The sequence below is a fragment of the Pyxidicoccus sp. MSG2 genome, from assembly GCF_026626705.1.
GTDB lineage: Bacteria > Myxococcota > Myxococcia > Myxococcales > Myxococcaceae > Myxococcus.
This window is the reverse complement of the sequence record NZ_JAPNKC010000001.1, coordinates 7279538-7305328: the sequence shown is the minus strand read 5'-3', so window position 1 is coordinate 7305328 and position 25791 is coordinate 7279538. Positions and strand designations below refer to the sequence as shown.

The window sequence follows — 25791 nt, the reverse complement described above, 5'->3', positions numbered from 1 at the left end:
CGGGCCTCCGTGGGATGACACCCCATCCGGAGGCCCGGCGCTCCACGCCCGGCGTCAGGGCCTCAACCGCGGGACGACACCGGGCAGGTGGACCTCCCCATCAGCCGGTAGCCCAGGCACGTGCCCGCCAGCGCAGTCCCCAGGAAGTAGAGCCCCTGGGCCGCCATCAGGCCCCGCATCCAGCCATCCACCGGCGCCGCCACCGCGCACACTCCGAGCCCTACCGCGGCCACCGCGCGCAGCGTCCTGTCCACGTTGCCTACATTGCGAGTCATCGCGTCACTCCCGTCTGAAAGGGTGGGTGACCCAGAGAGCCCGCGAGGCGGGAAAAGGATTCAGCGGGATTTTTCGCGGACGTCCCTCGCGGCCCGGCGCGGGCTCGGTTATCCAGGGACGGGATGGACAGCACTCCCCACGTCACCCTGCTCCAGGCCGCCCGCGACGGGGACCGTGCCGCGCTCGATGCGCTGGTGCGCCTCTACCAGGCGCGCGTCTACCGCTTTGGCCTGCGCGTGTGCCGCGACGCCGTGGACACCGAGGATGCCGTGCAGGAAGCGTTCGTGACGCTGAGCCGGGAGGTCTCCCGGCTGCGCGAGGAGACCTCCGTGGGCACGTGGCTGCTCACCGTGGTGAAGAACGCCTGCCTCCGGCTCATGCGGCCCTTCGCCAGCGCACGCAAGGCCCTGGGCTCGCTCGTGGACGAACCGGAAGCGCTGGACCTGCCAGACCCGGCGCCCACACCCGAGGAGGCCGTCAGTCGCGAGCAGGTCGTCCGTGGAGTGCGCGAGGCGATTGAGCTGTTGGAGCCCCCCTATCGCGAGGTCCTCGTGCTGCGCGACATCGAGGGCCTCAGCGGGCCCGAGGTGGCCCGGACCATGGGCCTCACCCTGGAGGCGATGAAGACGCGACTCCACCGGGCCCGCCTTGCCGTGCGCGAGCACCTTCTCGCCGGGATTCCGGACGCAGCCCCGAGCAAGGACTGACTCCATGCTGCTCGCCCGACCTCCAGACCTCGCGCCACGGGCCCCGTGGCCGGACATGCCCCTGGTGGTCTGGCCCGCCGCGCTCGCGATGTGGGGCCCGGGTGACCAGTCCACGAAGCACGCCCACCACGCCATGCACCTGGTGCTCTGCCGCCAGGGCACCCTCACCGTCCGCGCGCAGGGCCTGAAGTCGGCCGAGCGCGCGGCCGGCGTCCTGGTAGGCCCCGACGCCTCCCACGCGCTCGACGCGCGCGGCAGTGAGGTCCTCCTCCTCTTCATCGAGCCGGAGAGCCATGACGGCATCCGGCTCCAGGCCTCGCTCGAAGGTCCGGTGCGCCTCTTCGACGAGGCCCAACGTGACGCGCTCTTGAGCGCCCTGCCCCGCACCGGCCCCATCCCCCACGACGCCGTGGGCCCGTGGATGGAGTCCACCCTCGAAGCCCTCTCCGGCACGCCGGAGGCTCCGCACCGCGTCCACCCGCGCGTGCGCAAATTGCTGCGCCACCTGCGCGCCGAGCCCGCCCCCGAGGACACGTCCCTCGAAGCCCTCTCCGAGGTGGCCGGCCTGTCGCCCGGGCGGCTGATGCACGCCTTCACGGACTCGCTCGGCGTGCCGCTGCGGCCCTACCTCCTCTGGCTCCGGCTCCAGCGCGCGGCGGGGGCCATCGCCGCGGGCCGCACCCTCGGCGAGGCGGCCCACGCGGCCGGCTTCTCAGACTCGGCCCACCTGACGCGGACGTTCCGGCGCATGTTCGGCACCACGCCCTCGTCACTCCAACGCCGTAGCCAGTTCGTTCAAGCGAAGGCCCGCCCCACCGACGCATCTTGAAGGCACAGCGGCGGACACACCGCCCGCCGCCACCCTTCAAGGAGCCCGTCATGACCTTCTCGCTCGTCCTGCTGACCTTCTTCGCGCTGCTACACCTGCCCCCGCTGCGCCGCCTCCCGGCGCTCGCCACACCCAGGGACAGGGCGGCCGTGGCCGCGGGCCTCTTCTTCATCGGGGCCGGCGTCATGCACTTCCTCATGCCCGCGCGCTACGAGGCCATGATTCCGCCGCAGCTCCCGTCCCCGCTCTTCTGGGTCCTCCTCTCCGGCGTATTCCAGGTGGCCGGCGGCGTGGGGATGTTGCTCCAGCGCACCCGGCGGCTCGCGGCGCTGGGGCTCATCGCGCTGCTCCTGGCCATCCTCCCCGCCAACCTCCACGAGGCCGCGGCGAACAGCGCCTCGCACGTGCTGCCCCTGCCGGACTGGTACTTCTGGCTGCGCATCCCCTTCCAGCTCGTCTACATCGCCTGGGTGGCGTGGGCCGGTGGACTCTGGCGCACCTTCGGCCGTGCGAGGCTTCCGGCGCATGGTTAGTCTCGCGCACCTATGCACTTCCGCCATCTCGGACGCAGCGGCCTGGTCGTCAGTGAAATCTCCTACGGCAACTGGATTACCCACGGCTCGCAGGTAGAGGAGGAGGCTGCGGTTTCATGCGTGAAGGCGGCGCTGGACGCCGGCATCACCACCTTCGACACCGCGGACGTCTACGCGGGCACGCGGGCCGAGGAGGTGCTCGGCCGCGCACTCAAGGGCCAGCGCCGCGCCGGCCATGAGCTGTTCACCAAGGTGTACTGGCCCACCGGCAACGGGAAGAACGACCGGGGCCTGTCGCGCAAGCACATCCTCGAGGCCATCGACGGCTCGCTGAAGCGGCTCCAGACGGACTATGTGGACCTGTACCAGGCCCACCGCTACGACTTCGAGACGCCGCTGGAGGAGACGATGCTGGCCTTCGCCGACCTCGTCCGCCAGGGCAAGGCGCTCTACATCGGCGTCTCCGAGTGGACGGCGGACCAGATTCGCAAGGGCGCCGCGCTGGCCCGCGAGCTGCGCGTGCCCTTCATCTCCAACCAGCCGCAGTACTCCATGCTGTGGCGGGTGATTGAGTCGCAGGTCGTCCCCGCCTCGGACGCGGAGGGCCTGGGGCAGATTGTCTGGTCGCCCCTCGCCCAGGGCGTGCTCACCGGCAAGTACCTGCCCGGCAAGCCGCCGCCGGCCGGCAGCCGCGCCACGGACCCCAATGGCTCGCGCTTCATGACCCGGCTGCTGTCCGACGACGTGCTCACCCGCGTGCAGCAACTCCAGCCGCTGGCGAAGGAGGCGGGCCTCACCATGGCCCAGCTCGCCATCGCCTGGGTGCTCCAGAACAAGAGCGTCTCCTCCGCCATCATCGGCGCCACGCGCCCGGAGCAGGTGCACGACAACGTGAAGGCCGCCGGCGTGAAGCTGGAGGCGGAGCTTTTGCGCCGCATCGACACGGTGCTCGGCCCCGTCGTGCAGAAGGACCCGGCCCTCACCGAGAGCCCGCCCCAACGCCCGTAGGGCCACTCGCGGCCCCGCCTCCTGGAGAGACGGGGCCGCGCGGCGGGACTCACTCGCCGAGCTTGAAGTACGTGCCCTGGTAGCAGCCCGCGAAGGAGCTCAGCCGCGTGGACGTGAGCGACTCCAACGCAGAGACCAGCCCCTGCGTGTCGCTGCCGCCCGAGGTGGCCGGCCACGCGTAGGCATACGCGCCGAGCGACTTGCCGGGGCCGCTGTGGTTCTCCACGGGAATCCCCTCCGGCGCGGTGACGCGCTGCGCGTGATAGCCATTGAGGATGATGCGCTGGATGCGCGCCCCCCGCGCGGCGTTCACCGTCCAGTGGATGGGCTCGTACGAGGAGAGCGTCAGGATGAGCGGCGACTTCCGTGTCACGTCCACGGTGGCCGCGCCCTCCGGGTGGGTGCCACCGCCGTGGTTGGAGTGCGACTCGTAGACGCCCAGCAGGTGCAGCTCGGGCGAGCCCAGGGTCGGCGCCACGTAGGTGGACAGCGTGCCCTGCCCCGGCGTGCAGACGGCCTCATGCTTGACGGGCGACGGCGGAGGCGGCGGAGGCGGGCACGAGCCCGGCCCGTCCTCCACGGTGAACTGGGTGGCGCGGTAGCACCCGGCGAAGTCCGTCACCTCGTGGGAGGTGAGCCGCTGCAAGCCCGTCATCAGCCCCTGCGTGTTGCAGCCCTGGTTGTCATCCGGCCACTTGTACGCGCAGGCGGACAGGTAGTGGCCCACCTCGCTGCGGCTCTCCACGACGACACCGGCGGGCACGGAGGCCAGGCTCTGGGCGTGGTACCCGTTCAGGATGACGCGCTCGAGCCGCGCGCCAGGCGCCACGTCGAGCGTCCACCGCGTGGGCTCGTAGGAGGAGAGGACCAGCACATGGGGCGTCGTCCGCTTCACGTGCACCGTGGCCTCGCCCGTGGCCGAGTGGTCGCTGCTGCTCTCGTAGATGCCCAGCACCACGAGCTCCGGGCCCCGGGGGTCCGGCTTCGTGTAGCCCGTCACCCGGTATCCCTCCTCCGTCGGACAGTCCTCGATGCGGAGCACCGGCCGGGACAGGGAGCAGGAGTCGGGCGGAGGCGGAGGCGGAGGCACCGGCTCGCCACAGCCCCCATCCATCGGCTCGTTCGTCGTCGTGCGCGGGAGCTCGGGCGTCACCTCCGACTCCTCCAACTCCGCGCGCCCATCCGCGGAGACCAGGGTCGATGACTGCCCACAGCCCGTGGCCACCAGCGCCAGCATCACCGCGAACCTGAAGCCCTTGAACATTCTGGATTCCCCCCAGCGAAGTGCGCCCTTTTATACAGGAGGCGGGCGGGCAGGCTGAAGGAGCACCCCGGTGCAGCGTCCGTCACCGTCCACCGCCCGCCGGGGTAACACGGCGGGCCCTGGGGCGTACCGGGAGCGTGACACCCTCGACTTCCGCGCCACGTCCCCGTCCCCCACCGAGCGGATGGGCGCCAAACCCGCCCTTCCATTTGACTTTCCCGGCTCGGGGAACAAGAGATGGGCGCGCGAGTTGGCAACCGGGTTACTTCAGGCTCGTAGCCCACCTACACTTAGGCTTCCCTTCATGACGCCCTACCTTCTCCTGTCCCAGACGGGTCAACCCGAGCTTGGCTGGCTCAGCAGCAAGCTGCTCGGCGTGACGCTCAGCTCCGCCGAGTGGGTGCTGTGGATTCTCGTCGTCCTCTCGGTGCTCTCCATCGCCATCATGCTGGAGCGCGCGGTGTACTTCACCCGCCACCGGCTGCCCGACTCCGAAGCCCTGGCCGTGCGCCTGGCGCGCGGGGACTTCGAGGCGGCGCGCAAGGCGGTGGAAGGCAAGAGCGGCATGGAGGCCGCCGTCGTCCGCGAGGCACTGGCGTCCACCGCCCAGGGCGCGGACACCGTGGAGCAGGTGATTGCCTCCACCATGGCCCGCGAGCGTCCCCAGTACGAGCGCTTCCTGTCCTTCCTCGGCACGCTGGGCAACAACGCCCCCTTCATCGGGCTGTTCGGCACGGTGCTCGGCATCATCAAGGCCTTCCACGACCTGGGCGCCTCCGCCGTGAAGGGCGCCGCCATCCAGCAGACCGTCATGGCCGGCATCTCCGAGGCGCTCGTCGCCACGGCGGTGGGTCTGGCCGTCGCGATTCCGGCGGTGGTGGCCTTCAACGTCTTCAACCGACAGCTCAAGACGCTCACCAGCCGCGCCAACGCCCTGGGGTTCGCCCTGGTGGGCAGCCTGCGCGCCGAGCGCCCTGCTTCCGACGCGGCCCCGCGCGCCGCGGAGGTCCGCTAGGCCATGGCGGCAGGGGCCCCGCAGGACAACGACGAGGAAATCACCGGCATCAACGTCACGCCGCTGGTGGACATCGTCCTGGTGCTGCTCATCATCTTCATGGTGACGGCCAACTTCATCGTCCGCGAGACGGTGGAGGTGGACCTGCCCCGCGCGGCCAACGGCGGCGAGACGGTGCAGGGCCTGGTCAACGTGGTGCTCGACAAGGAGGGCAAGCTCTTCTTCGACGGCGCCGAGGTGAGCGAGGCGGACCTCACCGCGAAGGTGGCCGAGCAGGTGGCGAAGGACAAGGACACCCGCGCCATCATCAGCGCCGACCAGAGCCTCGCGTATGGCCGGGTGATGCGGCTCATCGACGTGGTGAAGGGCCAGGGCATCGCGAAGTTCGCGCTCAACATCGAGAAGGACGTGGCCCCCGCGGCCACGCCCGCCGCGCCCTGAAGCGAGACGTCACCCCATGAGCCAGGCGGTCCTCGACAGCTCGTCATTGCCTCCCCGCCGCACGCAGACCGCGGTGGTCGCCTTCCTGCTCGTGTCGCTGGTGCTGCACGCCGGCGGCTTCTGGATGCTCGCCCGCATCGCGGACCGGCCCCGCCCCGTCGCCCAGCGTCCGGTGGAACTGGTCATGGTGGAGGTGCAGAAGCCGCCCCCGCCGCCTCCTCCCGAGGAGAAGAAGGAGGAGCCCAAGCCGCCTCCGCCCAAGGTGAAGCCGGTGAAGCCTCCGCCCATCAAGGTGGCCGAGGCCCCCAAGCCGCCGCCGCCCGTGGAGGCCCCGCCGCCCCCCAACAACACGCCCCCGCCGGAGCCGCAGGCGAAGCCGCCGCCGCTCGTGGTGGGCATGACGATGTCGTCCACCACCAGCGCCGGCACCTTCGCCGCGCCCGTGGGCAACACGTCCTACGGCCGGGTGGACCGCACCGCGAAGGACCCCAAGGAGGTGAAGGGGTACTCCGCGCCCAAGTACACGCCCATCTACCAGGTGGACTCCGAGCCCACCGTGGCCTCCGAGGTGAAGATTCCCTACCCGGAGGAGGCCCGCCGCGCCGGTGTCGAGGGCACGGTGACGCTGTCCATCACCATCGACAACGAGGGCAAGGTGGTGGCCGCGAAGATTCTCAACGGCCCGGGCTACGGCCTCAACGAAGCGGCGAGAGACGCCATCAGGCGCTTCCGCTTCAAGCCCGCCATCAAGGGCGGCGAGGCCGTCTCCACGGAGATGAAGTACTCGTACACCTTTCTGCTGGACTGAAGCGGCCGCGCTCCCTCCCGGGGAGCGTGGCCGCCTGCCTGCTCACTGCGGCTTCAGTGCCCGGCGCATGATGTCGCGCAGGGCGCGCAGGTCCTCGTCGCCCATCGCGGCGATGGCCTCGGGCGGCTCGGCCATGCGCGCCAGCAGTCGCTCGCGCAGGGCCGCGCCCGCCTCCGTCAGCACCAGCATCTTCACCCGCCGGTCCTGCTCGGAGCTGCGCCGCTCCACCAGCCCCCGCGCCTCCATCCGGTCCACCAGCCCCGTCACGTTGGACGCGTCGCAGGACAGGTAGTTGGCCAGGGTGCTCATCGCCAGCGGGGCCTCGCCGAGCTGCCGCAGCACGTGCGCCTGCACCGGCGACAGCTCGAACTCCGCCGCCAGCGCCGGGAAGTTGCGCATGTGCGCGTGCATCAACTCGAAGAGGAACGCCCACGCCTGGCGTGGCAGGTCCTGCTCCTCCGGCTCCATGGCGGGCTCGCTCCGTCGACGCGAGTCCGCCGGCCTCGTCTTCCGCTCCAGGTGCTCGCTGCTCATGCCCTCAATGTAATTCCCCACGAGCACCTAAACAATTGACTTCATCAACCTTTGACGATTAATACATTCCGGAGCTTCCAATTTCGGACGCCCTGGCCTATGCGTCCCGGGCCCTGGAGGGACAGGAGGTCGGGTGACCGTGCCGCGGATGAGTCCTATTAGCCCCTGCACGGTGCGCACCGCTGATTTCCTGTCGATTCCGGGGCACCCGGGTGAGTAGTCCGGGCGCTCGCAGTGCAGAGACAACCCGTAGCAAGTCCATTTGGACGTCATGGCTCGCGCCGGCGCGGGCCCTTGAGGAGGTAGAGGCGGTATGAGCTCACTTCTGGCGCTGACCCTGGCGGCCACCCTGGCCGCGGCACCGCCGCCCGTATTGACCCTGGAGGACGCGCTCTCCCGGGCCCGCAAGGAGAACCTGGACCTGAAGGCCGCGCAGGCCCGCCTGGAGCAGGCGGACACCGCGTCGCGCAAGGCCTGGGCGGGTTACCTGCCCACCATCACCGCCAGCGGCGCCATCATCCGCAACTCGGATGCGGCCATCATTCCTCCGGGCCCCATCGCCCCGGTGCCCATCACCATCCAGCCGCTGGTGCAGCGCCAGGCGCAGATTGAACTGCGCCAGGCCATCATCGCCCCGCAGCTGTGGGCGGGCATCTCCGCCGCCTACAAGTCCGAGCGCGTGGCGGCGCTGAACGTGGAGCAGGCGCGGCGCGAAATCCTCTTCGGCGTGGCGCAGGCGTACTACGGCGCCGCGGCGCAGGGGAAGGCCGTGAATGTGCAGGAGCGGCTGGTGGAGCTCAACGCGGCGCGCGCCAAGGACACCCGCGTGCGCTTCGAGGCCGGCACGGTGACGCGCGTGGCGCAGCTGCGCGCCGAGCAGGATTTGTCCCGCGCCGAGCAGGACCTCATCCGCGCGCAGAACGCGTACGCCTCCGCCCGGCTGGTGCTCGCCACCCTGCTGGCGTTCGACGACGCCGACTTCGACGTGGCCCCGCCGCCCGAGCCGGAGGTGCCCGTGAAGACGGACCCGGACCAGCTCTATCAGCGCTCGCTCGAGCAGCGCGCGGACGTGGCCGCCTCGCGTGAGACGGTGGAGCTGGCGCGCACCAACAAGCTGGGCGCGTGGCTGGCCTACCTGCCCACGGTGGGCGTCAACGGCGCGTACCGCATCGCCAACTCGGGCGGCTTCACCGGCCAGTCCGACACCTGGCTCATCACCTTCGCGGCGTCCTGGACGCTGTGGGACGGCGGCCTGCGCGAGGCCAACCTCACCGAGGCCTCCGCCCGCATCGCGGAGAGCCTGGCCAACCAGCGCAAGGCCGAGCTGACCGCGCGCGAGGACGTGAAGCGCTCGCAGCTGGACCTGGCGAGCGCCCTGGCCAACCGCCTCAAGGCGGAGCAGACGGTGGAGCTGGCGCGCGAGTCCCAGCGCCTCACCGACGTCTCCTTCAAGGCCGGCGTGGCCACCTACCTGGAGGTCGCCGACGCCAACACCGCGCTCACCAGCGCGGAGATTGGCCTCGTCAACGAGCGCCTCCAGTCGTCCCTCGCGGCGCTGCGCCTCTTGCGCTCCGTGGGCGCCTTCGAGGCCCGCGCGCTGGACTCGGACCTGAAGGACCCGGACGCGGTGCCGCCGCACCTGCAGCCGCTGCCGGGGCAGACGATGCCGCAGCAGCTGGAGCAGCCCGCGCAGCCGCAGCCGGAGCAGCCCGCGCAGCAGCCGGCGCCCCAGCCGTAGTCATCGGGGTTGCAGGCCCCGGCGCCCATTCCCGGGCGCCGGGCCGCCTGCCCTGGAGCGCGGGTGGCGAGCGGCGCTTGTGAGCGCCCACCACCAGCCCCACCCTCGGGGGAGAGGCATCCACCCTTTCCCGAGGAGCACGTCATGGCGGACGGACAGTGGGGGAACTGCAAGGGCTGCAAGTACTTCGACAGCCACCATCCCCAGCCGGGCAGCGACGAGACGAGCCGGTGCATGCAGCCGGAACTGGCGGAGTTCGAGCTCGAGGTCTCCGGCAACAGCGGCTGCAACGCCTGGGAGGCCCGCGCGGGCATCGCCGGCACGGCGACGCCCTACCAGGAGCCCGCGCCCTCCGTGCACTGACGGCCACCGTCTTCAGCCGCTGGACGCCTCGCGCGCGAGCGGCACCGCCGCCACGCTGGGTCCGGTGCGGTAGTAGATGCGCTCCATGAGCCTGCGCTGGTGGACGAGCGGCTTGTCGTACTTGTCCAGCCGCATGCCCTTGTGGCTGTAGGGCGTGTCCGCGACGGTGGGGATGAAGCGCGCGTCGTCGCGCACCTCCCACCACGTCAGCGCGGCCGCCGCGCGGGCCGCCACGGGCAGCAGCGGGCGCATCGCGGGCACCACGCACTTGAGGAACGAGAAGGCGTGCAGGCGCGTGGTGGTCGCCGTCTCCGGCACGAAGAAGATGTTGGCGCGGGTGATGAATGGCCGCTGCTTGCCCGTGGGTGACACCCAACTCACGGTGTACCGGCTGCGCACCGGGTCGAAGCGCGTCACCCAGTCGTTCTGGAAGAAGTCCCCGTCGCGCACGCCGAGCACCTTCATGAGGAGCGCGGCGCGCTGGGGCGCGCGGTAGTGCACCTCGGTGCGGTCGTCGAAGTTGTGCGCCTCGAACTCCACCTGGTCCGCGCGCGGGTCGTCCCAGCCCAGGCGGGTGTGGACGTAGGGCGTGTGCTCGTCCTCGCTGAAGTTGTCGAGCGACACGTGCAGCGGCGCCTCGAACACATGGGAGAAGGCCCCGCCATAGACGTACTCGTCGGCCTCCATGTCGGGCATCGCGGACAGCGGCGTGTCCCGCTCGGCCAGCCAGAGGTAGTCGTGGCGCTCCACCACCTGGAAGCTGCGCGTGTCGCAGTGGCGCAAGTCCGGCTGGCTGGGGTTGGCGCCCCTGCCCTCCGCGTCGAAGCGCCAGCCGTGGTACGGGCACTGGAGCCGGCCGTCCGCGCGCACCTGCCCCTTCGACAGGGGCGCGAAGCGGTGGGGACAGGCGTCCGCGAGCGCGGCGGGCTTCCCCGACGCGTCCCGGAAGAGGGCATAGGCACGGCCGGCCACCTCCACGCGCACGGGCTTCTTGCCGAGCGAGCGGGCGGGGAGCACGGGGTGGAAGTGACGGATGACGTCGGGCGAGGGCACCATGACGCCCCGAGTATAGCGACCTGCGTCGTAGCCGGTGCTTCCGCAATGGGGGCCTGCCATCCGGTCAACCCTCCCCTGCCAGCGGCCCCCGGGGCCCTGGTCTATGATGGGGCGCCGTGGACGCTCCGCCCTCGCTCCTGCGCCGCCTCCGGGTGCCCGCCCTGCTCTTCGCCGTGACGGCCCTGGGGGTCGCCACCGCGGCGCTGCACGTGCAAGGCCTGCTGCCCGCGCGGGTGCCAGCGGCGTCGGAGCCCTTCCACTACAGCGGGTATGAGCAGGTGCTGCGGCACGTGCGGCCGGACGGCGACGTGGACTTCGCATCGGTGGGCCGCGAGCGGAAGGTGCTGGACGGCTTCGTCGAGTCGCTGGCCTCCTTCTCGCCCCACAATCGGCCGGACGTCTTCCCCACCTCCGAGGACGCGCTCGCCTACTGGCTCAACACCTACAACGCGCTCGTCCTCCAGCAGGTGGTGGACGGCTACCCCTATCTGGAGAGCGTCCGCCAGCCCTGGCTGGGGCGCTTCTTCTGGGGCCGCGCCTGGCCGGTGGGCGGCGAGCGGCTGACACTGTGGGCGCTGGAGAGCCGCGTGCTGCGCACCGAGTTCGCCGACCCGCGCATCCACTTCGCCCTCTTCCAGGGCGCGCGCGGCGGCCCCCGGCTGGACGGCTCCCACTTCCAGCCGGAGTACCTGGACGCCCAGCTCAACGACGCCAGCCGCCGCTTCATGGCCGACAAGCGCCACGTGGAGTTGGACGGCGACACCGTCCACCTGGCGCGCCTGTTCGAAACGTACCGCGACGACTTCCTCCGCGCGCTGCCGGAGGGGCGCGGCGGCAACGTGCTCCAGTTCGTCTGGGCCTTCCTGCCGGACACCTGCGAGGAGCGGCCCGGCTGCGCCACGCGGAGTGACTTGGACCGCGCCTGCGGCCCCCGGCTGGACCGCTGCCACATCGTCTACACGCCGGAGGACTGGACGCTCCCGGACGCCGCCGCCCGCGAGCCCCGTCCGTAGACGCTACGCGGGCAGCCGCTCGCGAGGCCCCGGGCGCGGTGGCTCCTCCTTCTTGTCCTTGTCGCGGTGCACCTGCTTCACCACCTCGGTGCCGCTGCGCTGGAGCAGCCACTTCTCCAGGCCCACCACCGGCAGCACCACCGCGCCCAGCAGGACGGACAGGCCGATGGCCTCCAACGTCAGCGGCGCGGAGCCGAACACCCGCTGCATGAAGGGCACGTACATGAAGGCCAGCTGCAGGAGCACCAGCACGCCCACGCCGACGAAGATGGTGCGGTTGCTGAAGAGGCCCACCTTGCGCAGCGAGCCGGTGAGGGTGCGGCACATCAGCATGTAGAAGATCTGGAAGCTGATGACGGTGTTGACGGCCATCGTCTGGGCCTCGGCGAGCGCCATCGCGTGGCCCGTGTGCGGCAGCTCACGCTGGTACTCCCAGAGGAACAGGCCGATGGCGCCCGCGGCCATCAGCAGCGCCACCATGCCGGTGCGCATCAACACGAAGCGGCTGAGCACCGGGGCGTCCGGGTCTCTCGGTGCCCGGCGCATGACGTCCGACTCCTTCGCCTCGAAGGCCAGCGGCAGCGCCAGCGACACGGTGGCCACCAGGTTTATCCAGAGCAACTGCGTGGGGAGCATGGCCATCAGCGGCACCCGCGCCCCCTCGAGGTCGTGGATGGGGAAGAAGGCCACGCCGAACATGAGGATGAGCGCCAGGCCCAGGTTGGTGGGCAGCACGAAGGCCAGGGACTTGATGAGGTTGTCATAGACGCGCCGCCCCTCCTCCACCGCCGCGGCAATGGAGGCGAAGTTGTCGTCCGTGAGCACGATGTCCGCCGCCTCCTTGGACACCGCCGTGCCCGTAATCCCCATGGCGACGCCGATGTTGGCCTGCTTGAGCGCGGGCGCGTCATTCACCCCGTCCCCCGTCATGGCCACCACGTGCCGCTTCGACTGGAGCGCCCGCACCAGCCGCAGCTTGTGCTCGGGCGCCACGCGCGCGAAGACGTTCGTCCCCACGGCCACCTCGGGGAGCTGCGCGTCGTCGATGGTGGCCAGCCGCGCACCGGTGATGCCCGGGGCGCCCTCCTTCTGGAGGCCGAGCTGCGCGCCGATGGCCTCCGCCGTCGCCGGGTGGTCGCCCGTAATCATCTTCACCACGATGCCCGCCTCGTGGCACGCCCGCACCGCGGCGATGGCCTCCTCGCGTGGCGGGTCAATCATTCCCTCCAGCCCGAGCAGCCGCAGCTCGCAGGCCGCGTCCTGCTCGGAGAGGCCCGCGTGCGAGGCGGGCACGTCGCGGCCCGCCACCGCGAGCACGCGCATGCCCTGTCGCGCCAGTCGCTCCACCTCCGCCAGCACCGCCTCGGGCGTGGCGCCGTCATGCGGAGCGCAGCGGCACAGCACCGCCTCCGGCGCGCCCTTGAGGAGGATGCGCCGGCGCCCCTGCCCGTCGTCGTGCAGGGTGGCCATGAACTGGTGCTCGGACTCGAAGGGGATGACGTCCAGGCGCGCGTGCTTCGTGCGCGCCTCGTCCACGCGCAGGCCGGCCTTCTCCGCCGCCACCACCAGCGCGCCCTCGGTGGGGTCCCCCGTCATCTCCCACCGCTCGCCCCGTCCCTGGAGGGCGGCGTCGTTGCACAGCGCGCCAGCCAGCAGCAATTCGCGCACGTCGTCGGGCAGCGCGCCCAGGGGCTCGCCGTCCCGGCGCAGCTCGCCGGTGGGCGCGTAGCCCACGCCGCTGAGCGAGTAGCGGCCCGCCGGCGTCCACAGCGCCTGCACCGTCATCTCGTTGCGCGTGAGGGTGCCCGTCTTGTCCGAGCAGATGACGGTGGTGCTCCCCAGCGTCTCCACCGCGGGCAGCTTCCGGATGACGGCGCGGCGGGCCGCCATGCGTTGCACGCCGATGGCCAGGGCGATGGTGACGATGGCGGGCAGGCCCTCCGGAATCGCGGCCACCGCCAGGGTGATTGCCACCACCACGGCCTCACTGACCTCGTAGCCGCGCCACAGCCCCACGCCCAGGAGCACCGCGGAGACCGCGAGGATGCCTACGGTGATGTACTTGCCGATGACGGCCAGCGCCTTCGTCAGGGGCGTCTGGAGGTCCGCGGCCTGGCTCAGCAGCGTGGAGATGCGGCCCAGCTGGGTGTCATGGCCGGTGGCCACTACTACGGCGGAGCCGGTGCCGGACGTCACCAGCGTGCCGCCGAAGACGAGGCTCGTCCGGTCTCCCAGCTCCGCCGCCTCCTCCACCGGGGGCACATGCTTCTGCGCCGGCACCGACTCGCCCGTGAGCGCGGCCTCCTCCACCTGGAGGTTGCGCGACGCGAGCAGCCGCATGTCCGCGGGCACCTTGTCTCCCGACGCCAGCTCCACCACGTCCCCGGGTACCAGCTGCGCGGCCGGCACCGACTGCTTCTGTCCCCCGCGCAGCACGGTGGCACTCTCCGGCACCATGAGGCTGAGGGCTTCAATCGCCTTGCCCGCGCGGTACTCCTGCACGAAGCCGATGAGGGTGTTGAGCACCACCACGGCCGCCACCACCAGGCCGTCCGTCACCTTGCCCATGGCGATGGCCAGCACCGCGGAGGCGATGAGCACCCAGATGAAGGGGCTGTTCACCTGCCGCCAGAGCAGCTTCAGCGGCCCCTCGCCCTTCTGGCGCTGGATGACGTTCGGCCCGAAGCGCGCCAGCCGCTCGCGTGCCTGCCCCTCGGCCAGGCCATGAGGGCCGCTCTCCACCTGGGACAGCACTGCGTCGGGCGGCAGGGCGTGCCACGGGGGCGCCTGGGCAGCGGGCGGCCCGGCGGGCGGCGGAGTGCGCGACAGGGCGCTGTCTGGGGACGGGTCGTGCATGGGGCGGCTCCTCCTCGACCAATCTGGTGACGGTGGCCGCCAGTTCCATCTCACGCGGCGGCACGGCGGCTGGAGCCTTCCGCCCGGAACCTGGGCCCGACAGCAAGGAGGAGCTGCTGTTCCTGAAGTTCGAGCCATCGCCGGAGGGGGACTCAGTGCCGTGAGTCTCGCGGGGACACGCCCCGCCGCGGGCGTGTCCTTGCGACACGGCTCACGGCGCTACGGCCACAGGTTCTGCCACTCCGTGAAGAACTGCGCGTCCCGGATGACACAGGCGTGCGGGTCCGTGGGGCACAGGCCGGTGGAGCTGGTGATGCGGCTCCACTGCGCGTTCATCCGCTCCGGGGCCCAGTGCCTGGGCGCATCCGGGTCGCACAGGTCGAGCGTGTAGCCGGTGCTCGTCTGGCCGCGCGCGATGAGGCCCCGATACGTGTCGGCGCCCGTGGGCGTCGTGAACGGCGGCAGGGTCCAGCTCGCGGCGGGCCCCGGGTTGCCGAGCGCGTCGCAGGGCGAGGCGAGCATGACGACGCGGCGCACGGCGTAGTCCTTGCCGATGACGCCCGCGTGGCCGCCGCCCTGCGAGTGCCCGGAGATGATGACCTTCGCCGGGTTGAGGCGGCACAACAGCGGGATGCAGGAGGGATTCATGAGGAAGCTGCCCCAGCCCCCGGTCGGGTCCCCCGTGTCACGCAGATACACGAGCAACCGGGTGAGCCGGGGGATGATGGCGTCCTCCCGGTTCATGGTCGTCACCGCGCTGCCGGACTGGACATCGCCAGTGACGAGGGTGCGGCGGGTGGGGAGGAAGCAGGCATCGTCACTCCCGCAGAGCATGCCGATGGCGGGCGAGTTCTGGTACGTGAGCCCGATGACGCGGTAGCCCTTGGAGCTGGCGCTGGCGTAGATGCTGTGGTTGGCGTCCGCGTAGTTGCCGCTGAGCGAGTTCTCCGGCTTGCCGCCCGTGCCCGGCAGGAAGACGACGAGCTCCGCCTTCGTCGGAACCGTGGGGCGGATGACGACGTGCGGGTCCAGGTAGTTGCCCGAGCCGGGCGTCCCCGCTTCCGTCGGGGTGACGAAGCGGCAGATGGCGCCCGTGGGGCCGGTGCAGGTCGTCACGCCCTGCTCGACGCGCGCCACCGGAAGCTCCTCCGGGGCAGGCTCGGGACCGGCTCCGCACCCCGTGACGAGTCCCAGCCCCAGCACGATGGGGGCACACCACCGCATCCACACGTTCGGCTTGCTCAAGCAGACGTCTCCTCGACGGCCAGCCGGCCCATTCCCGCTGGCGGCGGCCGCTCTCACGGCGCGCCACGGCCTTCAACACGGACCGTGAAAAATGGTTGCGGGGTACTTTGAATTTCCGGTCCGGGTGGGGGCGAGCAGGCCGCTCATCCACACTCCGCGCGTCTCCGGACGCTGCATCCGTGGGTGGTACGCTCGCGTCGAGCGGCGGCGGCGTCCGCGGACCGGGTCGTCCCGCACATCCCCGGAGAGACAACATGTCGGCTCGCATCGTCGTCACCCACTCCACCGCGACGGATGAGGCCAGCGCCGCGCGAGAGCTCGTCACGCAACTGCGTCAGCAGGCCGCTGGCGCGCGAGTGCGGGGCGGGTTCGTCTACTGCACGGTCGGCATCCAGACGCCGGCACTCCAGAAGGCGCTCGTCGAACAACTCCCCGGAGTGCCCTTCGTCGGTGCGACGTCCTGCCTGGGGGTCGGTTCGGCGGAGGGCTTTCGCACCGAGCGAATCGTGAGCGCGCTCTGGTTCGTCGGTGAAGGCTTCCGCTTCGGCGTGAGTGCCCTGGCTCGCAACGGCGATGTTCGCGCCCAGGGCCGGGAGCTCGCCAGCAACGCGCTGAAGGATGGCCACATCCCGCCCGAGGCGGCACGCTTCGCCATCGTTCACGCGACACCGGGCAGCGAGGAGTCGCTGCTCGCCGGGCTCTACGACGTGCTGCCGAAGCGCACGCTCCTGGTCGGAGGGAGCGCGGCCGACAATGACATCACCGGACAGTGGTCCGTCTGGTCTTCAGCGGGAGTCCACCGGACGGGCGCGGTGCTCGCCGTGTGTGACTGGCCCTGGCGGCTCACCGCCATGTGCCAGGGCGGCTATCTCGTCACGCGTCACCGCGGCGTCGTCACCCGGGCGAGCGGACGCATCGTGTACACCATCGACGGGCGGCCGGCGGCCGAGGTCTACAACGAGTGGCTTGGCGGCACGCTGAAGCCGTTCCTCCAGACGGGTGGCACGGTGCTGGGCAACACGACGCTCTGTCCGCTCGGCGTGCCCCGGGCCCTGGATGGCCTCGAGACGCACGTCGTCGTGCATCCGGAGAAGGTCCTCCTGCCCGAGCGTGCGCTGACGCTCTTCGCCGATGTGAAGGAAGGTGAGCAGCTCGTCCTGATGCGCAGCACGGAAGGGGCGCTCGTGAAGCAGAGCGGACAGCTCGCGGAGTGGGCACTGGGCAGCTCGGGGCTCACCCCGGACAAGCTCGCCGGCGCGCTTCTCGTCTACTGCGCGGGCTGCATGCTCACCATCCAGAAGCAGGTCCCCGACATGCTGCGGGACTTCCAGCGGACGGTGGGCCAGACGCCATTCGTCTCCGTCTTCACCTTCGGCGAGCAGGGCTGCGTGATGCCCCAACGGCCCGAGCACGGCAACCTGATGACGAGCCTGCTGCTCCTGGGCAACAGCTGAAACGCCGAGCTCTCTCCAGGCGTCAATTCCGGCCATGCCGGGGGTGCGGGAGCCCTCGGGCCCCAGTGGTTTGAGGTCCCCATTCACGGTAAGCAGGGACAGCCTGGGCCCCGGCCCGAGGGAGGACCTGCACCATGACCGACCCCCACTCCATCGCCGCTGGCTTCGTCACCCACGAAGTCACCAACCAGCCTCCGCCGCTCGTCTACGACGCGTGGAAGACGGACACCGTGCTCCGCGAAGTCGTCGCCCGCGAGGGCGGCGGCTGGGCCGAGGCCGACCTGGCGAAGTACGGCCCGCTGGTGGGCGGGGAGATGCAGCAACTGGCGGTGCTGGCCAACGAGAACAAGCCGAAGTTCCGCCCGTTCGACCGCTATGGCCACCGCCGCGACGAGGTGGAGTTCCACCCCGCCTACCACCGGCTGATGGAGCTGGGCATGGCCCACGGCGTGTCCGGCTTCGCGTGGCGCAACGAGGAGAAGCCCGGGGCCCACGTGGCCCGCATGGCCCTCTTCTACCTGCACAACCAGGCCGACCAGGGCACCAGCTGCCCCCTCACCATGACGTACGCCTGCGTGCCCGCGCTGCGCCACCAGCCGGAGCTGGCGCGCGAGTGGGTGCCGCGCGTGGCGTCCGCCACCTATGACAGCCGCTTCATCCCCGCGTCGCGGAAGACGGGCAACACCGTCGGCATGGGCATGACGGAGAAGCAGGGCGGCTCGGACGTGCGCACCAACACCACGCGCGCCCAGCGGATGGGCAGCGCGCGCGGGCCCGGGCAGCCGTACGCGCTCGTGGGCCACAAGTGGTTCTTCTCCGCGCCCATGAGCGACGCGTTCCTCGTGCTCGCGCAGGCCGAGGGCGGCATCTCCTGCTTCCTCATGCCGCGCTTCACGCCGGACGGCGAGCTGAACGCCATCCACATCCAGCGGCTCAAGGACAAGCTGGGCGACTGGAGCAACGCCTCCTCCGAGGTGGAGCTGCACGGCGCCTTCGCGTGGATGGTGGGCGAAGAGGGACGCGGCGTGGCCACCATCCTGGAGATGGTCGCGATGACGCGGCAGGACTGCATGATTGGCTCCAGCGGGCAGATGCGGCAGGCGCTGGTGCAGGCGCTGCACCACACCCGGCACCGCACCGCATTCGGCAAGCGGCTCGTGGACCAGCCGCTGATGCGCAACGTGCTCGCGGACCTGGCGCTGGAGTCCGAGGCCCACCTGACGCTCACCGCGCGCGTGTCCCGCGCCGTGGACGCCAGCCCCCGTGACGCGAAGGAAGCCGCCTTCGCCCGCATCGCCACCGCGGTGGGCAAGTACTGGGTCTGCAAGCGCACGCCCGTCTTCGTCAACGAGGCGCAGGAGTGCCTGGGCGGCGCGGGCTACGTCGAGGAAGCCAACCTCGCCCGCCTGTACCGGCAGGCCCCGCTCAACTCCATCTGGGAGGGCAGCGGCAACATCCAGTGCCTGGACGTGCTGCGCGCGGCCTCGCGCGAGCCGGCCAGCCGCGAGGCGCTCTTCGCGGAGTTGCTCGCGGCGCAGGGCGGGCACGCGGCGTACGACGCGGCGACGGCGCGCCTGCACAAGGAGCTGGCCAACACGGACTCGATGGAGACGCGCTCGCGCTTCATCGTCGAGGGGCTCGCCATCGCGCTGCAGGCGTCGCTGCTCATCCGCGCGGGCAACACCGCCGTGTCGGACGCCTTCTGCGAGTCGCGCCTGGGCGGCGCCCACGGGCAGACCTTCGGCACGCTCCCGGCGCACGCGCCGATGCAGGCCCTCATCGAGCGCACCTTCAGCGAGGAAGTGAAGTGATGTGGACGCTCGATGAAGTGCTCACGACGGCGGCGCGGAAGTACGGCCCCCGCGAGGCGCTCGTCACCACGGGCCGGCGCGTGACGTTCGCCGAGCTGGACGCGGCCGTCACCCGGATGGCCGGCCACCTCCAGACGCACGGCGTGGGGCCGGGCGACAAGGTCGCCGTCTTCGGCCGCAACACGATTTCGTGGGTGGTGGGCTTCCTCGCGACGCTGCGGCTGGGGGGCACGACGGTGCCCCTCAATCACAAGCTCGCCCCGCCGGAATTGGCCTTCATCCTGGGCCACAGCGAGAGCAAGGTCCTGCTCGCCGACAAGGACCTGGCCGCGAGCGTGCCCGACAGCAGCCGCGAGAAGTGCCGCGTCCTGCTGCTCGGCGGGGATGACACGCTCGACGGCGTGACGATGTTCGGGGCTCCGGCGCCCGCCGTCCGCTCGCGGCGCGCCTGCGCTCCCGATGACGCCGCGGAGATTCTCTACACGTCGGGCACGACGGGTCTGCCCAAGGGCTGCCTGCACTCGCACGCCAACGTCATCTTCGCGGGAATCGCCAGCAGCCTCGCCTATGGCCTGGACCCCACCGACCGCGTCCTCCTGGCGATGCCGGTGTGGCACAGCTTCCCGCTCAACAACCTGCTGCTGGGCAGCCTCTACGTCGGCGCCACGGTGGTGATGATGCCGGAGTACCACCCGCTCGGCATGCTGGAGACGATTCAGCGCGAGCGGTGCACGCTGTTCTTCGGCGCTCCCGTGGCCTTCCTCATGCCCATGCGCGTCGTGCCGGACTTCGACCGGTATGACCTCAGCAGCGTGCGGACCTTCCTGTATGGCGGCGGCCCCATCGACGCGGACACCTCGCGCCTGCTCGCGAAGCGCTACCGCACCGAGCGCTTCTTCCAGATTTTCGGCATGACGGAGACGGGCCCCACGGGCACGTTGCTGCGGCCGGAGGAGCAGGTGGCCAAGGCCGGCTCCATCGGCCGGTATGCCGTCAGCGGCTGCGACGTGAAGGTGATGCGCGACACCGACACGGAGGCGAAGCCGGGCGAGGTGGGCGAAATCTGGATGCGGTGCCAGTCGATGATGCTGGGCTACCACCGAGACCCGGAGGCCACCGCCGCAGCGTTCCATGACGGCTGGTACCGCACGGGGGACGTCGCCCGCATCGACGCGGACGGCTACCTGTTCATCGTCGACCGGCTGAAGGACATGATCATCACCGGCGGGGAGAACGTCTATTCGAAGGAAGTGGAGGACGCGCTCGCCAGCCATCCGGACCTCCTCGAGTCGGCGGTCATCGGCCTTCCGCACACGGACTGGGGCGAGACGGTCGCCGCCGTCCTCGTCCTGAAGCCGGGCGCCACCCTCGACGAGAACAGCCTGCGCGCCCACTGCGAGGCCCGCCTGGCGCGGTACAAGTCGCCGCGCATCTTCCACGTGGCGGACACCCTGCCCCGCACGCCCTCGGGCAAGGTCATCAAGGTGGAATTGCGCAAGAAGTACGCGCGGGCGTGAGCGTGCAGAAGTCCACGGCCCTCCCCCGTGCCGCCAGCGGGTGATTGCCGAGTCCTCTGACGGCGGGGACACTCCCCCGCCATGCGCAAGCTCCTGCTGACCTTCCTCTTCGCTTCGCTTCCGCTCGCCTTCACCGCCTGTGGTGACGAGGACGAGACGCCCATCGACGCGACGCCCGACGCCTGGACCTGGGTGGACGTCCCCGGCACCGAGTGCGGCAACGGCGAGCAGACAGGCATCGGGGTCAACCCCAACGAGGCGAGCACGGACCTCTACATCTACCTGCAGGGCGGCGGCGCCTGCTGGGACGAGCGGACGTGCTTCGTCCTGCGCAGCGCGAGCAACCTGAGCACGGGCTACCGGGCGGCCCAGTTCCAGACCGACGGCACCCGCGATGCGTACATGTTCGACCGGGAGGAGCCGACGAACCCCTTCCGGGGCATGTCCTACGTCTTCGTCCCCTACTGCACGGGTGACGTCCACGGGGGCAACGCGGTGCAGACCTACGGCACGCAGCAGGTGCACCACAAGGGCGCCAGCAACGTGGAGGCCTGGCTCCCCCGGTTGGTCTCCACCTTCCCGGGTGTGAAGCGCGTGTTCCTCGGGGGGAGCAGCGCGGGCGCGTTCGGCGCGCAACTGAACTACGAGCGCGTCGCCGCCGCTTTCCCCACGGCCGAGGTACACGTCCTCGCCGACTCCGGGCAGATGGTGACGCCCGCGGGCACGCTCCTCGACACGTGGCTCACGAACTGGGGCGTGACGATTCCGGCCGCGTGCACGAACTGCGAGACGGACTTCACGCGCTTCCCCGCGTACCTGGCGGACACGCATCCGGAGTCGCGCTTCGCGCTGCTCGCGTGGAGCCGGGACGGCGTGCTCAGCAACTTCTTCGGCTACTCCGCCACGGACTTCGAGACGCGGACGCTGCAACTGCTCACGACGTCGTACGACGGGCGGGCCAACGCGAGGTACTTCCTGAAGCGCGGAACGCAGCACACCTTCCTGGGCAGCCTGGACACCCTCACCAGCACCACCGGGGTGGCACTCGAGGACTGGGTCTCCCAGTGGGTAGCGGGCGATGCCGCCTGGAGCAACGTGCTGGAGCCGTGAGCGACGGCGTCGTCAGGTGCCATCCGTACACTTTGCGACAGGCCAGGATGTCCCCTGGTCCGTACACGGGAGTGTGCCTTCATGGAGCTCGACCAGGACACCCAACAGACGGAAGTGCGCCGGCGTGTTGCCGCCTGGGCCCGGCGGCCTGACTCCGACTTCGCGCGGCTCCAGCTGACCCGCCAGCAGGCCACGGACCTGCTGCGGGAGACGTGCGGGCGGCTGGTACTGCCGTGGGACGCGGACTACGACCGGCTGCGCGCGGTGGCCTACGCGAACTTCGAGAACGTGCGCCCCGCCGCCATCGGCGTGTGCGAGTCCGTGCACGACGTGCGCTGTTTCCTGAAGTTCATCCGCGAGCAGCGGAGAACGAACCCATCCTTCAAGTGGGTGCCCCGCACGGGAGGCCACAGCACCGCGGGCTACTCCACCGTGGACGGCGGGCTGATGCTGGACTTGCGCGGGGTGAACAACATCTTCGTCCAGCCGGAGCACAAGCTCGCCCACGTGGGCCCCGCCGTGCAGATGCGGGACTTCTACCGGACGATGCAGGTCTACGACCTCTTCGCGCCGGGCGCGAGCTGCCCGGACGTCCCCATCGCGGGGATGATGCAGGGCGGCGGCTATGGCTTCGGCTCGCGCATGTTCGGGATGAGCTGCGACAACGTGAGCGAGGTGGAGTTGGTGCTCGCCGACGGTCGCGTGGTCCAGGCCAACGCGCGCCACAACGCGGACCTCTTCTGGGCGGTGCGCGGCGGCACGGGCAACCAGTTCGGCATCCTGACGCGCGCCACCTACCAGCTCCACCCGCTGGGGGACGTGGGCGCCGTCGTGATGCAGTGGCGGCTGAGCACGGACGCGGAGGCGGCGCAGGGCGCCCATGCGTTGGAGCTGCTCCAGCGGCGCTACATGGGCTCCAACCACGACCGGCGCCTGGGCTACCTCGCGCTCATCCAGCATGGAGCCAACTGGGACGGGCCCTTCCTCATCGTCCGCGCCATGTATCGCGGCGAGCGGGGGCTGTGGCGGCAGTTGCTGGCGGACCTCGTCGCCACGCCGGGCTGCCAGGTCCTCTGGGAGGACATGGGCTCGTTCTACTCGATGAACAACAAGCTCATGGGCTACGCGCAGGAGCCGGACTTCCCACAGGCCCTGGCGGCGGAGGCGCCGCTCGCCCTGTCCCCGCGGCAGGAGAAGCAGTCGCGCTACTTCGACAAGCCGCTGGGCGAGGCGGGCTGGCGCCGCTTCGTGGACCACATCCGGAGCGCCCCGACGCAGCTCAAGATTGGCACCCAGATGGTCATCGAGCCCGCGGGCGCGGCCATCAACGAGCGGCGCCGGGGGGAGAACGCCTACATCCATCGCCGCGCCGACTTCCACACGTACATCAACACCTACTGGGACAGCGAGGAGGAGAAGCCCCGGGCCTTCGCCTTCCTGGACCGCTGGCTCGAGCTGGGCGAGCCGTGGACCAACCAGGAGGCCTACCAGAACTACCCGAAGCCCTACATCAACCAGTGGCAGCGCCGTTACTGGGCCGAGTACTACCCGCTGCTGCGCCAGGTGAAGCGCAAGTACGACCCGACGCACCTCTTCTCCTTCGAGCAGAGCATCGGCGCCGAGCGCGACGCCGTGACGCCGGGCGACGAGGAGCTCGTCCCGGAAGTCACCCGGAGCCTCAAGAAGCCCATCGCCTCCCTGGAGCAGCCAGGCACCACGTCCGACCCGGCGTGAGCCCCACCTTCCCAGCGAGCCTCCGCCCTGGCATTCAGGACTTGAGCCTGACGTAGCGTCAGGGTTCATCCTGGGCGCCAGGATGGGAGGACATGGGATGCGAATCGGGGAGCTCGCCAGGCATGCCGGGCTGACGGTGCGGACGCTGCACCACTACGACGCCATCGGCCTGCTCACGCCCTCGACCCGCTCCGAGGGTGGCTACCGGCTCTACGGGCCGGAGGACATCGCGCGGCTGCACGCCATCCAGGCGATGCGCCAGCTGGGCCTGTCGCTGGAGGACATCGGCCGGCTGCTGGACGACGGTGGCGGCACCACCCTGCCCATCATCGTGGATCAGCAGCTGCGGGCCATCGACGTGCAGATTGAGCAGGCCGAGAAGCTGCGCGCGCGGCTCGGCATGCTCCAGGCCAAGCTGGCGACCGGAAGCATGCCGGACATGGATGACTGGCTCGCCACCATCCGGATGATGACCACCTGCGACAAGTACTTCAGCGCCGACGAGCTGAAGACCATCTTCGGCAACTGGCGGCGCATCTACACCGACTGGGCGGCGCTCATCACCGACGTGCGGCGGACCATGAAGGCCGGCGTTCCAGCGGACAGCCTGGAGGTGCAGCCCCTCGCGCACCGCTGGATGACGCTGATGGGCATCTGGATGGATGGGAACCTCGACCTCATCCACCGGTGGGGCGAGATGTACAGGCACGAGCCGTCGGCGCTGACCGGCAAGGGGCCCGACCTGGGCATGGTGGCGTACATGGACCGGGCCATCCAACTGCGCATGGCCGCGCTCGGACGACACCTGAGCATCGACGAGCTGCTGCGCCTGAAGCAGGTGCCGCCCGAAGCGTGGGACACGCTGGCGGGCTCCGCGGCGGAGCTGATGCGGCAGGGCGTGTCACCTGGCGCCTCCCGGGCGCGAGCGCTCGGGAAGCAGTGGCTGGGCCTGCTGGAGCGTGTGGCGGACCATGACGCCGTGCTGTTCGACAAGCTGCTGGCGGCCTGGCGCCAGGAGCCGCTGGTGGCCGCCGCGTCGGTTCGCGAAGAGGCGGTGCGGCAGTACCTGCAGCGCGCGGTGCAATCCGTGCTTGACCCTATCGCAGCGTGAGGCTGGAGGCTCCGTTCCCAAGGAGTCAGAGACACCATGACTACGAATCCAAGCGGCCCGCCACGCGCCGGCCTGTTTCAAGACCGCAACTTCAAGTGGATGCTGAGCGGCAGCATCATCTCGATGCTGGGCGACCAATTCACCATCATCGCCCTGCCCTGGCTGGTGCTGATGATGACCGGCGACACGCTGGTGCTGGGCCTGGTGCTCGGGGTGATGAGCGTGCCGCGCGCGGTGTTCATGCTGGTGGGCGGCGCGGTGGTGGACCGGTACTCACCCAAGCGGGTGCTGATGTGGACCAAGCACGTGAGCACGGTGCTGCTCCTGGCCCTGGCCGCGCTGGTCTTCACCGGAAACATCTCGACGGGCTCGCTGTCCGTGCTCGCATTCGGCCTGGGCCTGGCCATGGCCTTCAGCATTCCGTCCGGCACGTCCCTGTTGCCGCACGTGCTTCCGCCCCAGCAGCTCCAGGCCGCCAACGGCGTGGTGCTGGGCCTGCGCCAGTTGTCCATGTTCGCGGGTCCCCTGCTGGCGGGTGGGCTCATCGCCGCGTTCGGTGACGGCCACAGCGAGCGCGTGTCGGACACGCGGGGATTGGGCATCGCCTTCCTGTTCGATGCAGTGAGCTTCGCCGTGTCGGCGTGGACGCTGTCCCGGGTGATGACCACCGCTCCGGCGGACCGCACCGGGGCTCCGGCGGGACAGGCGGTGTGGCAGTCGGTGGTGCAGGGCCTGAAGTGGTGCTGGAACGACAGGGATTTGCGCACGTGCTTCCTCTACTGGTCGGCCGTTGCGCTGCTGATTACAGGGCCCATCCAGATTGCACTGCCGGTGCTCGCCAGCCGGCTGCCCGGCTCGAGCGCGGCGGGGTTCGGCCTGCTGATGGGCGCGCACGGCGCGGGCACACTGCTGGGGATGGGCGTCGCCGGGGCACGGCCCGGCATCCGGGCCCGCAACCTGGGCACCACGCTGCTGCTGGTTGACGGGGTGGTGGGCCTGCTCTTCATCCCCATGGGGCTCGTCTCCGCGCTGTGGCAGGGCGCCTCGCTGCTGCTGGCCATCGGCCTGCTGAGCGGGTTCATGCACGTGGCCGTCTTCACGTGGATTCAGCGCCGCGTGCCGCCCGCCATGCTGGGCCGCGCGATGAGCATCTTCATGTTCATCTTCATGGGGCTGGCGCCCATCTCCGCCGCGGTGACGGGCTGGCTGATGCGGGGCGTGACGCTGGAGCAGGTGTTCGCCGTCAGCGGAGGCAGCCTCGTGGCGGTGGTGGTGGTGGCGATGGCCACCTCGCGCATCCGCGACATCTCGGAAGCGCCCACGCCCGCTGGGAGCTGAGCCGGGCCGCGCGGGCGCGGGGTCTTCAGT

23 protein-coding genes are annotated in these 25791 nt (G+C 70.6%); 17 read left to right on the top strand and 6 right to left on the bottom strand.

Annotated features, from left to right (window positions below; translation table 11 throughout):
- Positions 1-62: 62 nt before the first annotated feature.
- Positions 63-275 (bottom strand): YgaP family membrane protein, encoded by a 213-nt coding sequence (locus OV427_RS28800; protein ID WP_267859398.1) that lies wholly within the window; start codon positions 273-275, stop codon positions 63-65.
- Between the two features lie 123 nt (positions 276-398).
- Here OV427_RS28800 and OV427_RS28795 point away from each other — a divergent pair, with 123 nt between their 5' ends.
- From OV427_RS28795 to OV427_RS28780, 4 genes are read left to right on the top strand one after another with little or no spacing between them, the layout of a single operon-like run.
- Entirely contained in the window at positions 399-983 is a 585-nt protein-coding gene (locus OV427_RS28795) for an RNA polymerase sigma factor (RefSeq protein WP_267859397.1), read from the top strand.
- A gap of 4 nt (positions 984-987) precedes the next feature.
- A complete protein-coding gene (locus OV427_RS28790) occupies positions 988-1812 on the top strand; it encodes a helix-turn-helix transcriptional regulator (RefSeq protein ID WP_267859396.1) in 825 nt (274 codons plus the stop codon).
- Positions 1813-1862: 50 nt separating this feature from the next.
- Entirely contained in the window at positions 1863-2345 is a 483-nt protein-coding gene (locus OV427_RS28785) for a DoxX family membrane protein (protein WP_267859395.1), read from the top strand.
- A 12-nt stretch (positions 2346-2357) separates the two neighbouring features.
- Entirely contained in the window at positions 2358-3353 is a 996-nt protein-coding gene (locus OV427_RS28780; RefSeq protein ID WP_267859394.1) for an aldo/keto reductase family protein, read from the top strand.
- A 49-nt stretch (positions 3354-3402) separates the two neighbouring features.
- Here the strand turns inward: OV427_RS28780 and OV427_RS28775 are convergent, their stop codons facing one another.
- Complete coding sequence (locus OV427_RS28775) at positions 3403-4617, bottom strand: hypothetical protein (RefSeq protein WP_267859393.1); 1215 nt, start codon at positions 4615-4617, stop codon at positions 3403-3405.
- Positions 4618-4921: 304 nt separating this feature from the next.
- Between OV427_RS28775 and OV427_RS28770 the strand changes: the two genes are divergently transcribed.
- Genes OV427_RS28770 through OV427_RS28760 form a run of 3 tightly spaced genes read left to right on the top strand, consistent with a single transcriptional unit; the run spans position 4922 to position 6881 of the window.
- Positions 4922-5632, top strand: coding sequence for a MotA/TolQ/ExbB proton channel family protein (locus tag OV427_RS28770; RefSeq protein ID WP_267859392.1), 711 nt, complete (start codon positions 4922-4924; stop codon positions 5630-5632).
- A gap of 3 nt (positions 5633-5635) precedes the next feature.
- Complete coding sequence (locus OV427_RS28765; RefSeq protein ID WP_267859391.1) at positions 5636-6073, top strand: ExbD/TolR family protein; 438 nt, start codon at positions 5636-5638, stop codon at positions 6071-6073.
- Between the two features lie 16 nt (positions 6074-6089).
- Positions 6090-6881, top strand: coding sequence for an energy transducer TonB (locus OV427_RS28760; RefSeq protein WP_267859390.1), 792 nt, complete (start codon positions 6090-6092; stop codon positions 6879-6881).
- A gap of 42 nt (positions 6882-6923) precedes the next feature.
- Here OV427_RS28760 and OV427_RS28755 read toward each other — a convergent pair whose 3' ends face one another.
- Positions 6924-7415 carry a MarR family winged helix-turn-helix transcriptional regulator gene (locus tag OV427_RS28755; protein ID WP_420718286.1) on the bottom strand — a complete coding sequence of 164 codons (492 nt, stop codon included), beginning with the start codon at positions 7413-7415 and terminating at the stop codon, positions 6924-6926.
- 313 nt (positions 7416-7728) lie between these two features.
- On the opposite strand from OV427_RS28755, the gene OV427_RS28750 reads away from it, so the two are divergent.
- Complete coding sequence (locus OV427_RS28750; RefSeq protein ID WP_267859389.1) at positions 7729-9153, top strand: TolC family protein; 1425 nt, start codon at positions 7729-7731, stop codon at positions 9151-9153.
- 144 nt (positions 9154-9297) lie between these two features.
- Positions 9298-9516, top strand: coding sequence for a hypothetical protein (locus OV427_RS28745; RefSeq protein ID WP_267859388.1), 219 nt, complete (start codon positions 9298-9300; stop codon positions 9514-9516).
- 12 nt (positions 9517-9528) lie between these two features.
- Here the strand turns inward: OV427_RS28745 and OV427_RS28740 are convergent, their stop codons facing one another.
- Positions 9529-10572 carry an aromatic ring-hydroxylating dioxygenase subunit alpha gene (locus tag OV427_RS28740; RefSeq protein WP_324290072.1) on the bottom strand — a complete coding sequence of 348 codons (1044 nt, stop codon included), beginning with the start codon at positions 10570-10572 and terminating at the stop codon, positions 9529-9531.
- A 116-nt stretch (positions 10573-10688) separates the two neighbouring features.
- On the opposite strand from OV427_RS28740, the gene OV427_RS28735 reads away from it, so the two are divergent.
- Complete coding sequence (locus OV427_RS28735; protein WP_267859386.1) at positions 10689-11585, top strand: DUF547 domain-containing protein; 897 nt, start codon at positions 10689-10691, stop codon at positions 11583-11585.
- 3 nt (positions 11586-11588) lie between these two features.
- Here OV427_RS28735 and OV427_RS28730 read toward each other — a convergent pair whose 3' ends face one another.
- Both OV427_RS28730 and OV427_RS28725 read right to left on the bottom strand, forming a co-directional pair.
- Positions 11589-14441: a cation-translocating P-type ATPase gene (locus OV427_RS28730; protein WP_267859385.1), complete on the bottom strand. Its 2853-nt coding sequence runs from the start codon at positions 14439-14441 to the stop codon at positions 11589-11591.
- A 219-nt stretch (positions 14442-14660) separates the two neighbouring features.
- Complete coding sequence (locus OV427_RS28725; RefSeq protein WP_267859384.1) at positions 14661-15686, bottom strand: BPSS1187 family protein; 1026 nt, start codon at positions 15684-15686, stop codon at positions 14661-14663.
- A gap of 254 nt (positions 15687-15940) precedes the next feature.
- On the opposite strand from OV427_RS28725, the gene OV427_RS28720 reads away from it, so the two are divergent.
- The 7 genes from OV427_RS28720 to OV427_RS28690 all read left to right on the top strand — a co-directional run bounded on the left by OV427_RS28720 (position 15941) and on the right by OV427_RS28690 (position 25761).
- Positions 15941-17140: an FIST signal transduction protein gene (locus OV427_RS28720; RefSeq protein ID WP_267859383.1), complete on the top strand. Its 1200-nt coding sequence runs from the start codon at positions 15941-15943 to the stop codon at positions 17138-17140.
- 134 nt (positions 17141-17274) lie between these two features.
- Positions 17275-18951, top strand: a complete 1677-nt coding sequence (locus OV427_RS28715; RefSeq protein WP_267859382.1) for an isovaleryl-CoA dehydrogenase — start codon at positions 17275-17277, stop codon at positions 18949-18951.
- A complete protein-coding gene (locus OV427_RS28710; RefSeq protein ID WP_267859381.1) occupies positions 18951-20468 on the top strand; it encodes a class I adenylate-forming enzyme family protein in 1518 nt (505 codons plus the stop codon). The genes OV427_RS28715 and OV427_RS28710 overlap by 1 nt, the downstream gene beginning before the upstream one ends.
- A gap of 81 nt (positions 20469-20549) precedes the next feature.
- Positions 20550-21578, top strand: coding sequence for a pectin acetylesterase-family hydrolase (locus tag OV427_RS28705; RefSeq protein ID WP_267859380.1), 1029 nt, complete (start codon positions 20550-20552; stop codon positions 21576-21578).
- Positions 21579-21659: 81 nt separating this feature from the next.
- Complete coding sequence (locus OV427_RS28700) at positions 21660-23312, top strand: FAD-dependent oxidoreductase (RefSeq protein ID WP_267859379.1); 1653 nt, start codon at positions 21660-21662, stop codon at positions 23310-23312.
- A 97-nt stretch (positions 23313-23409) separates the two neighbouring features.
- Entirely contained in the window at positions 23410-24423 is a 1014-nt protein-coding gene (locus OV427_RS28695; protein WP_267859378.1) for a MerR family transcriptional regulator, read from the top strand.
- 36 nt (positions 24424-24459) lie between these two features.
- Positions 24460-25761: an MFS transporter gene (locus OV427_RS28690; protein ID WP_267859377.1), complete on the top strand. Its 1302-nt coding sequence runs from the start codon at positions 24460-24462 to the stop codon at positions 25759-25761.
- Positions 25762-25791 lie beyond the last annotated feature (30 nt).

Coding starts and splice junctions, on each gene's coding strand:
- OV427_RS28800 (WP_267859398.1), bottom strand. CDS start 275: ATGACTCGCAATGTAGGCAACGTGGACAGGACGCTGCGCGCGGTGGCC.
- OV427_RS28795 (WP_267859397.1), top strand. CDS start 399: ATGGACAGCACTCCCCACGTCACCCTGCTCCAGGCCGCCCGCGACGGG.
- OV427_RS28790 (WP_267859396.1), top strand. CDS start 988: ATGCTGCTCGCCCGACCTCCAGACCTCGCGCCACGGGCCCCGTGGCCG.
- OV427_RS28785 (WP_267859395.1), top strand. CDS start 1,863: ATGACCTTCTCGCTCGTCCTGCTGACCTTCTTCGCGCTGCTACACCTG.
- OV427_RS28780 (WP_267859394.1), top strand. CDS start 2,358: ATGCACTTCCGCCATCTCGGACGCAGCGGCCTGGTCGTCAGTGAAATC.
- OV427_RS28775 (WP_267859393.1), bottom strand. CDS start 4,617: ATGTTCAAGGGCTTCAGGTTCGCGGTGATGCTGGCGCTGGTGGCCACG.
- OV427_RS28770 (WP_267859392.1), top strand. CDS start 4,922: ATGACGCCCTACCTTCTCCTGTCCCAGACGGGTCAACCCGAGCTTGGC.
- OV427_RS28765 (WP_267859391.1), top strand. CDS start 5,636: ATGGCGGCAGGGGCCCCGCAGGACAACGACGAGGAAATCACCGGCATC.
- OV427_RS28760 (WP_267859390.1), top strand. CDS start 6,090: ATGAGCCAGGCGGTCCTCGACAGCTCGTCATTGCCTCCCCGCCGCACG.
- OV427_RS28755 (WP_420718286.1), bottom strand. CDS start 7,415: ATGAGCAGCGAGCACCTGGAGCGGAAGACGAGGCCGGCGGACTCGCGT.
- OV427_RS28750 (WP_267859389.1), top strand. CDS start 7,729: ATGAGCTCACTTCTGGCGCTGACCCTGGCGGCCACCCTGGCCGCGGCA.
- OV427_RS28745 (WP_267859388.1), top strand. CDS start 9,298: ATGGCGGACGGACAGTGGGGGAACTGCAAGGGCTGCAAGTACTTCGAC.
- OV427_RS28740 (WP_324290072.1), bottom strand. CDS start 10,572: ATGGTGCCCTCGCCCGACGTCATCCGTCACTTCCACCCCGTGCTCCCC.
- OV427_RS28730 (WP_267859385.1), bottom strand. CDS start 14,441: ATGCACGACCCGTCCCCAGACAGCGCCCTGTCGCGCACTCCGCCGCCC.
- OV427_RS28720 (WP_267859383.1), top strand. CDS start 15,941: ATGTCGGCTCGCATCGTCGTCACCCACTCCACCGCGACGGATGAGGCC.
- OV427_RS28715 (WP_267859382.1), top strand. CDS start 17,275: ATGACCGACCCCCACTCCATCGCCGCTGGCTTCGTCACCCACGAAGTC.
- OV427_RS28710 (WP_267859381.1), top strand. CDS start 18,951: ATGTGGACGCTCGATGAAGTGCTCACGACGGCGGCGCGGAAGTACGGC.
- OV427_RS28705 (WP_267859380.1), top strand. CDS start 20,550: ATGCGCAAGCTCCTGCTGACCTTCCTCTTCGCTTCGCTTCCGCTCGCC.
- OV427_RS28700 (WP_267859379.1), top strand. CDS start 21,660: ATGGAGCTCGACCAGGACACCCAACAGACGGAAGTGCGCCGGCGTGTT.
- OV427_RS28695 (WP_267859378.1), top strand. CDS start 23,410: ATGCGAATCGGGGAGCTCGCCAGGCATGCCGGGCTGACGGTGCGGACG.
- OV427_RS28690 (WP_267859377.1), top strand. CDS start 24,460: ATGACTACGAATCCAAGCGGCCCGCCACGCGCCGGCCTGTTTCAAGAC.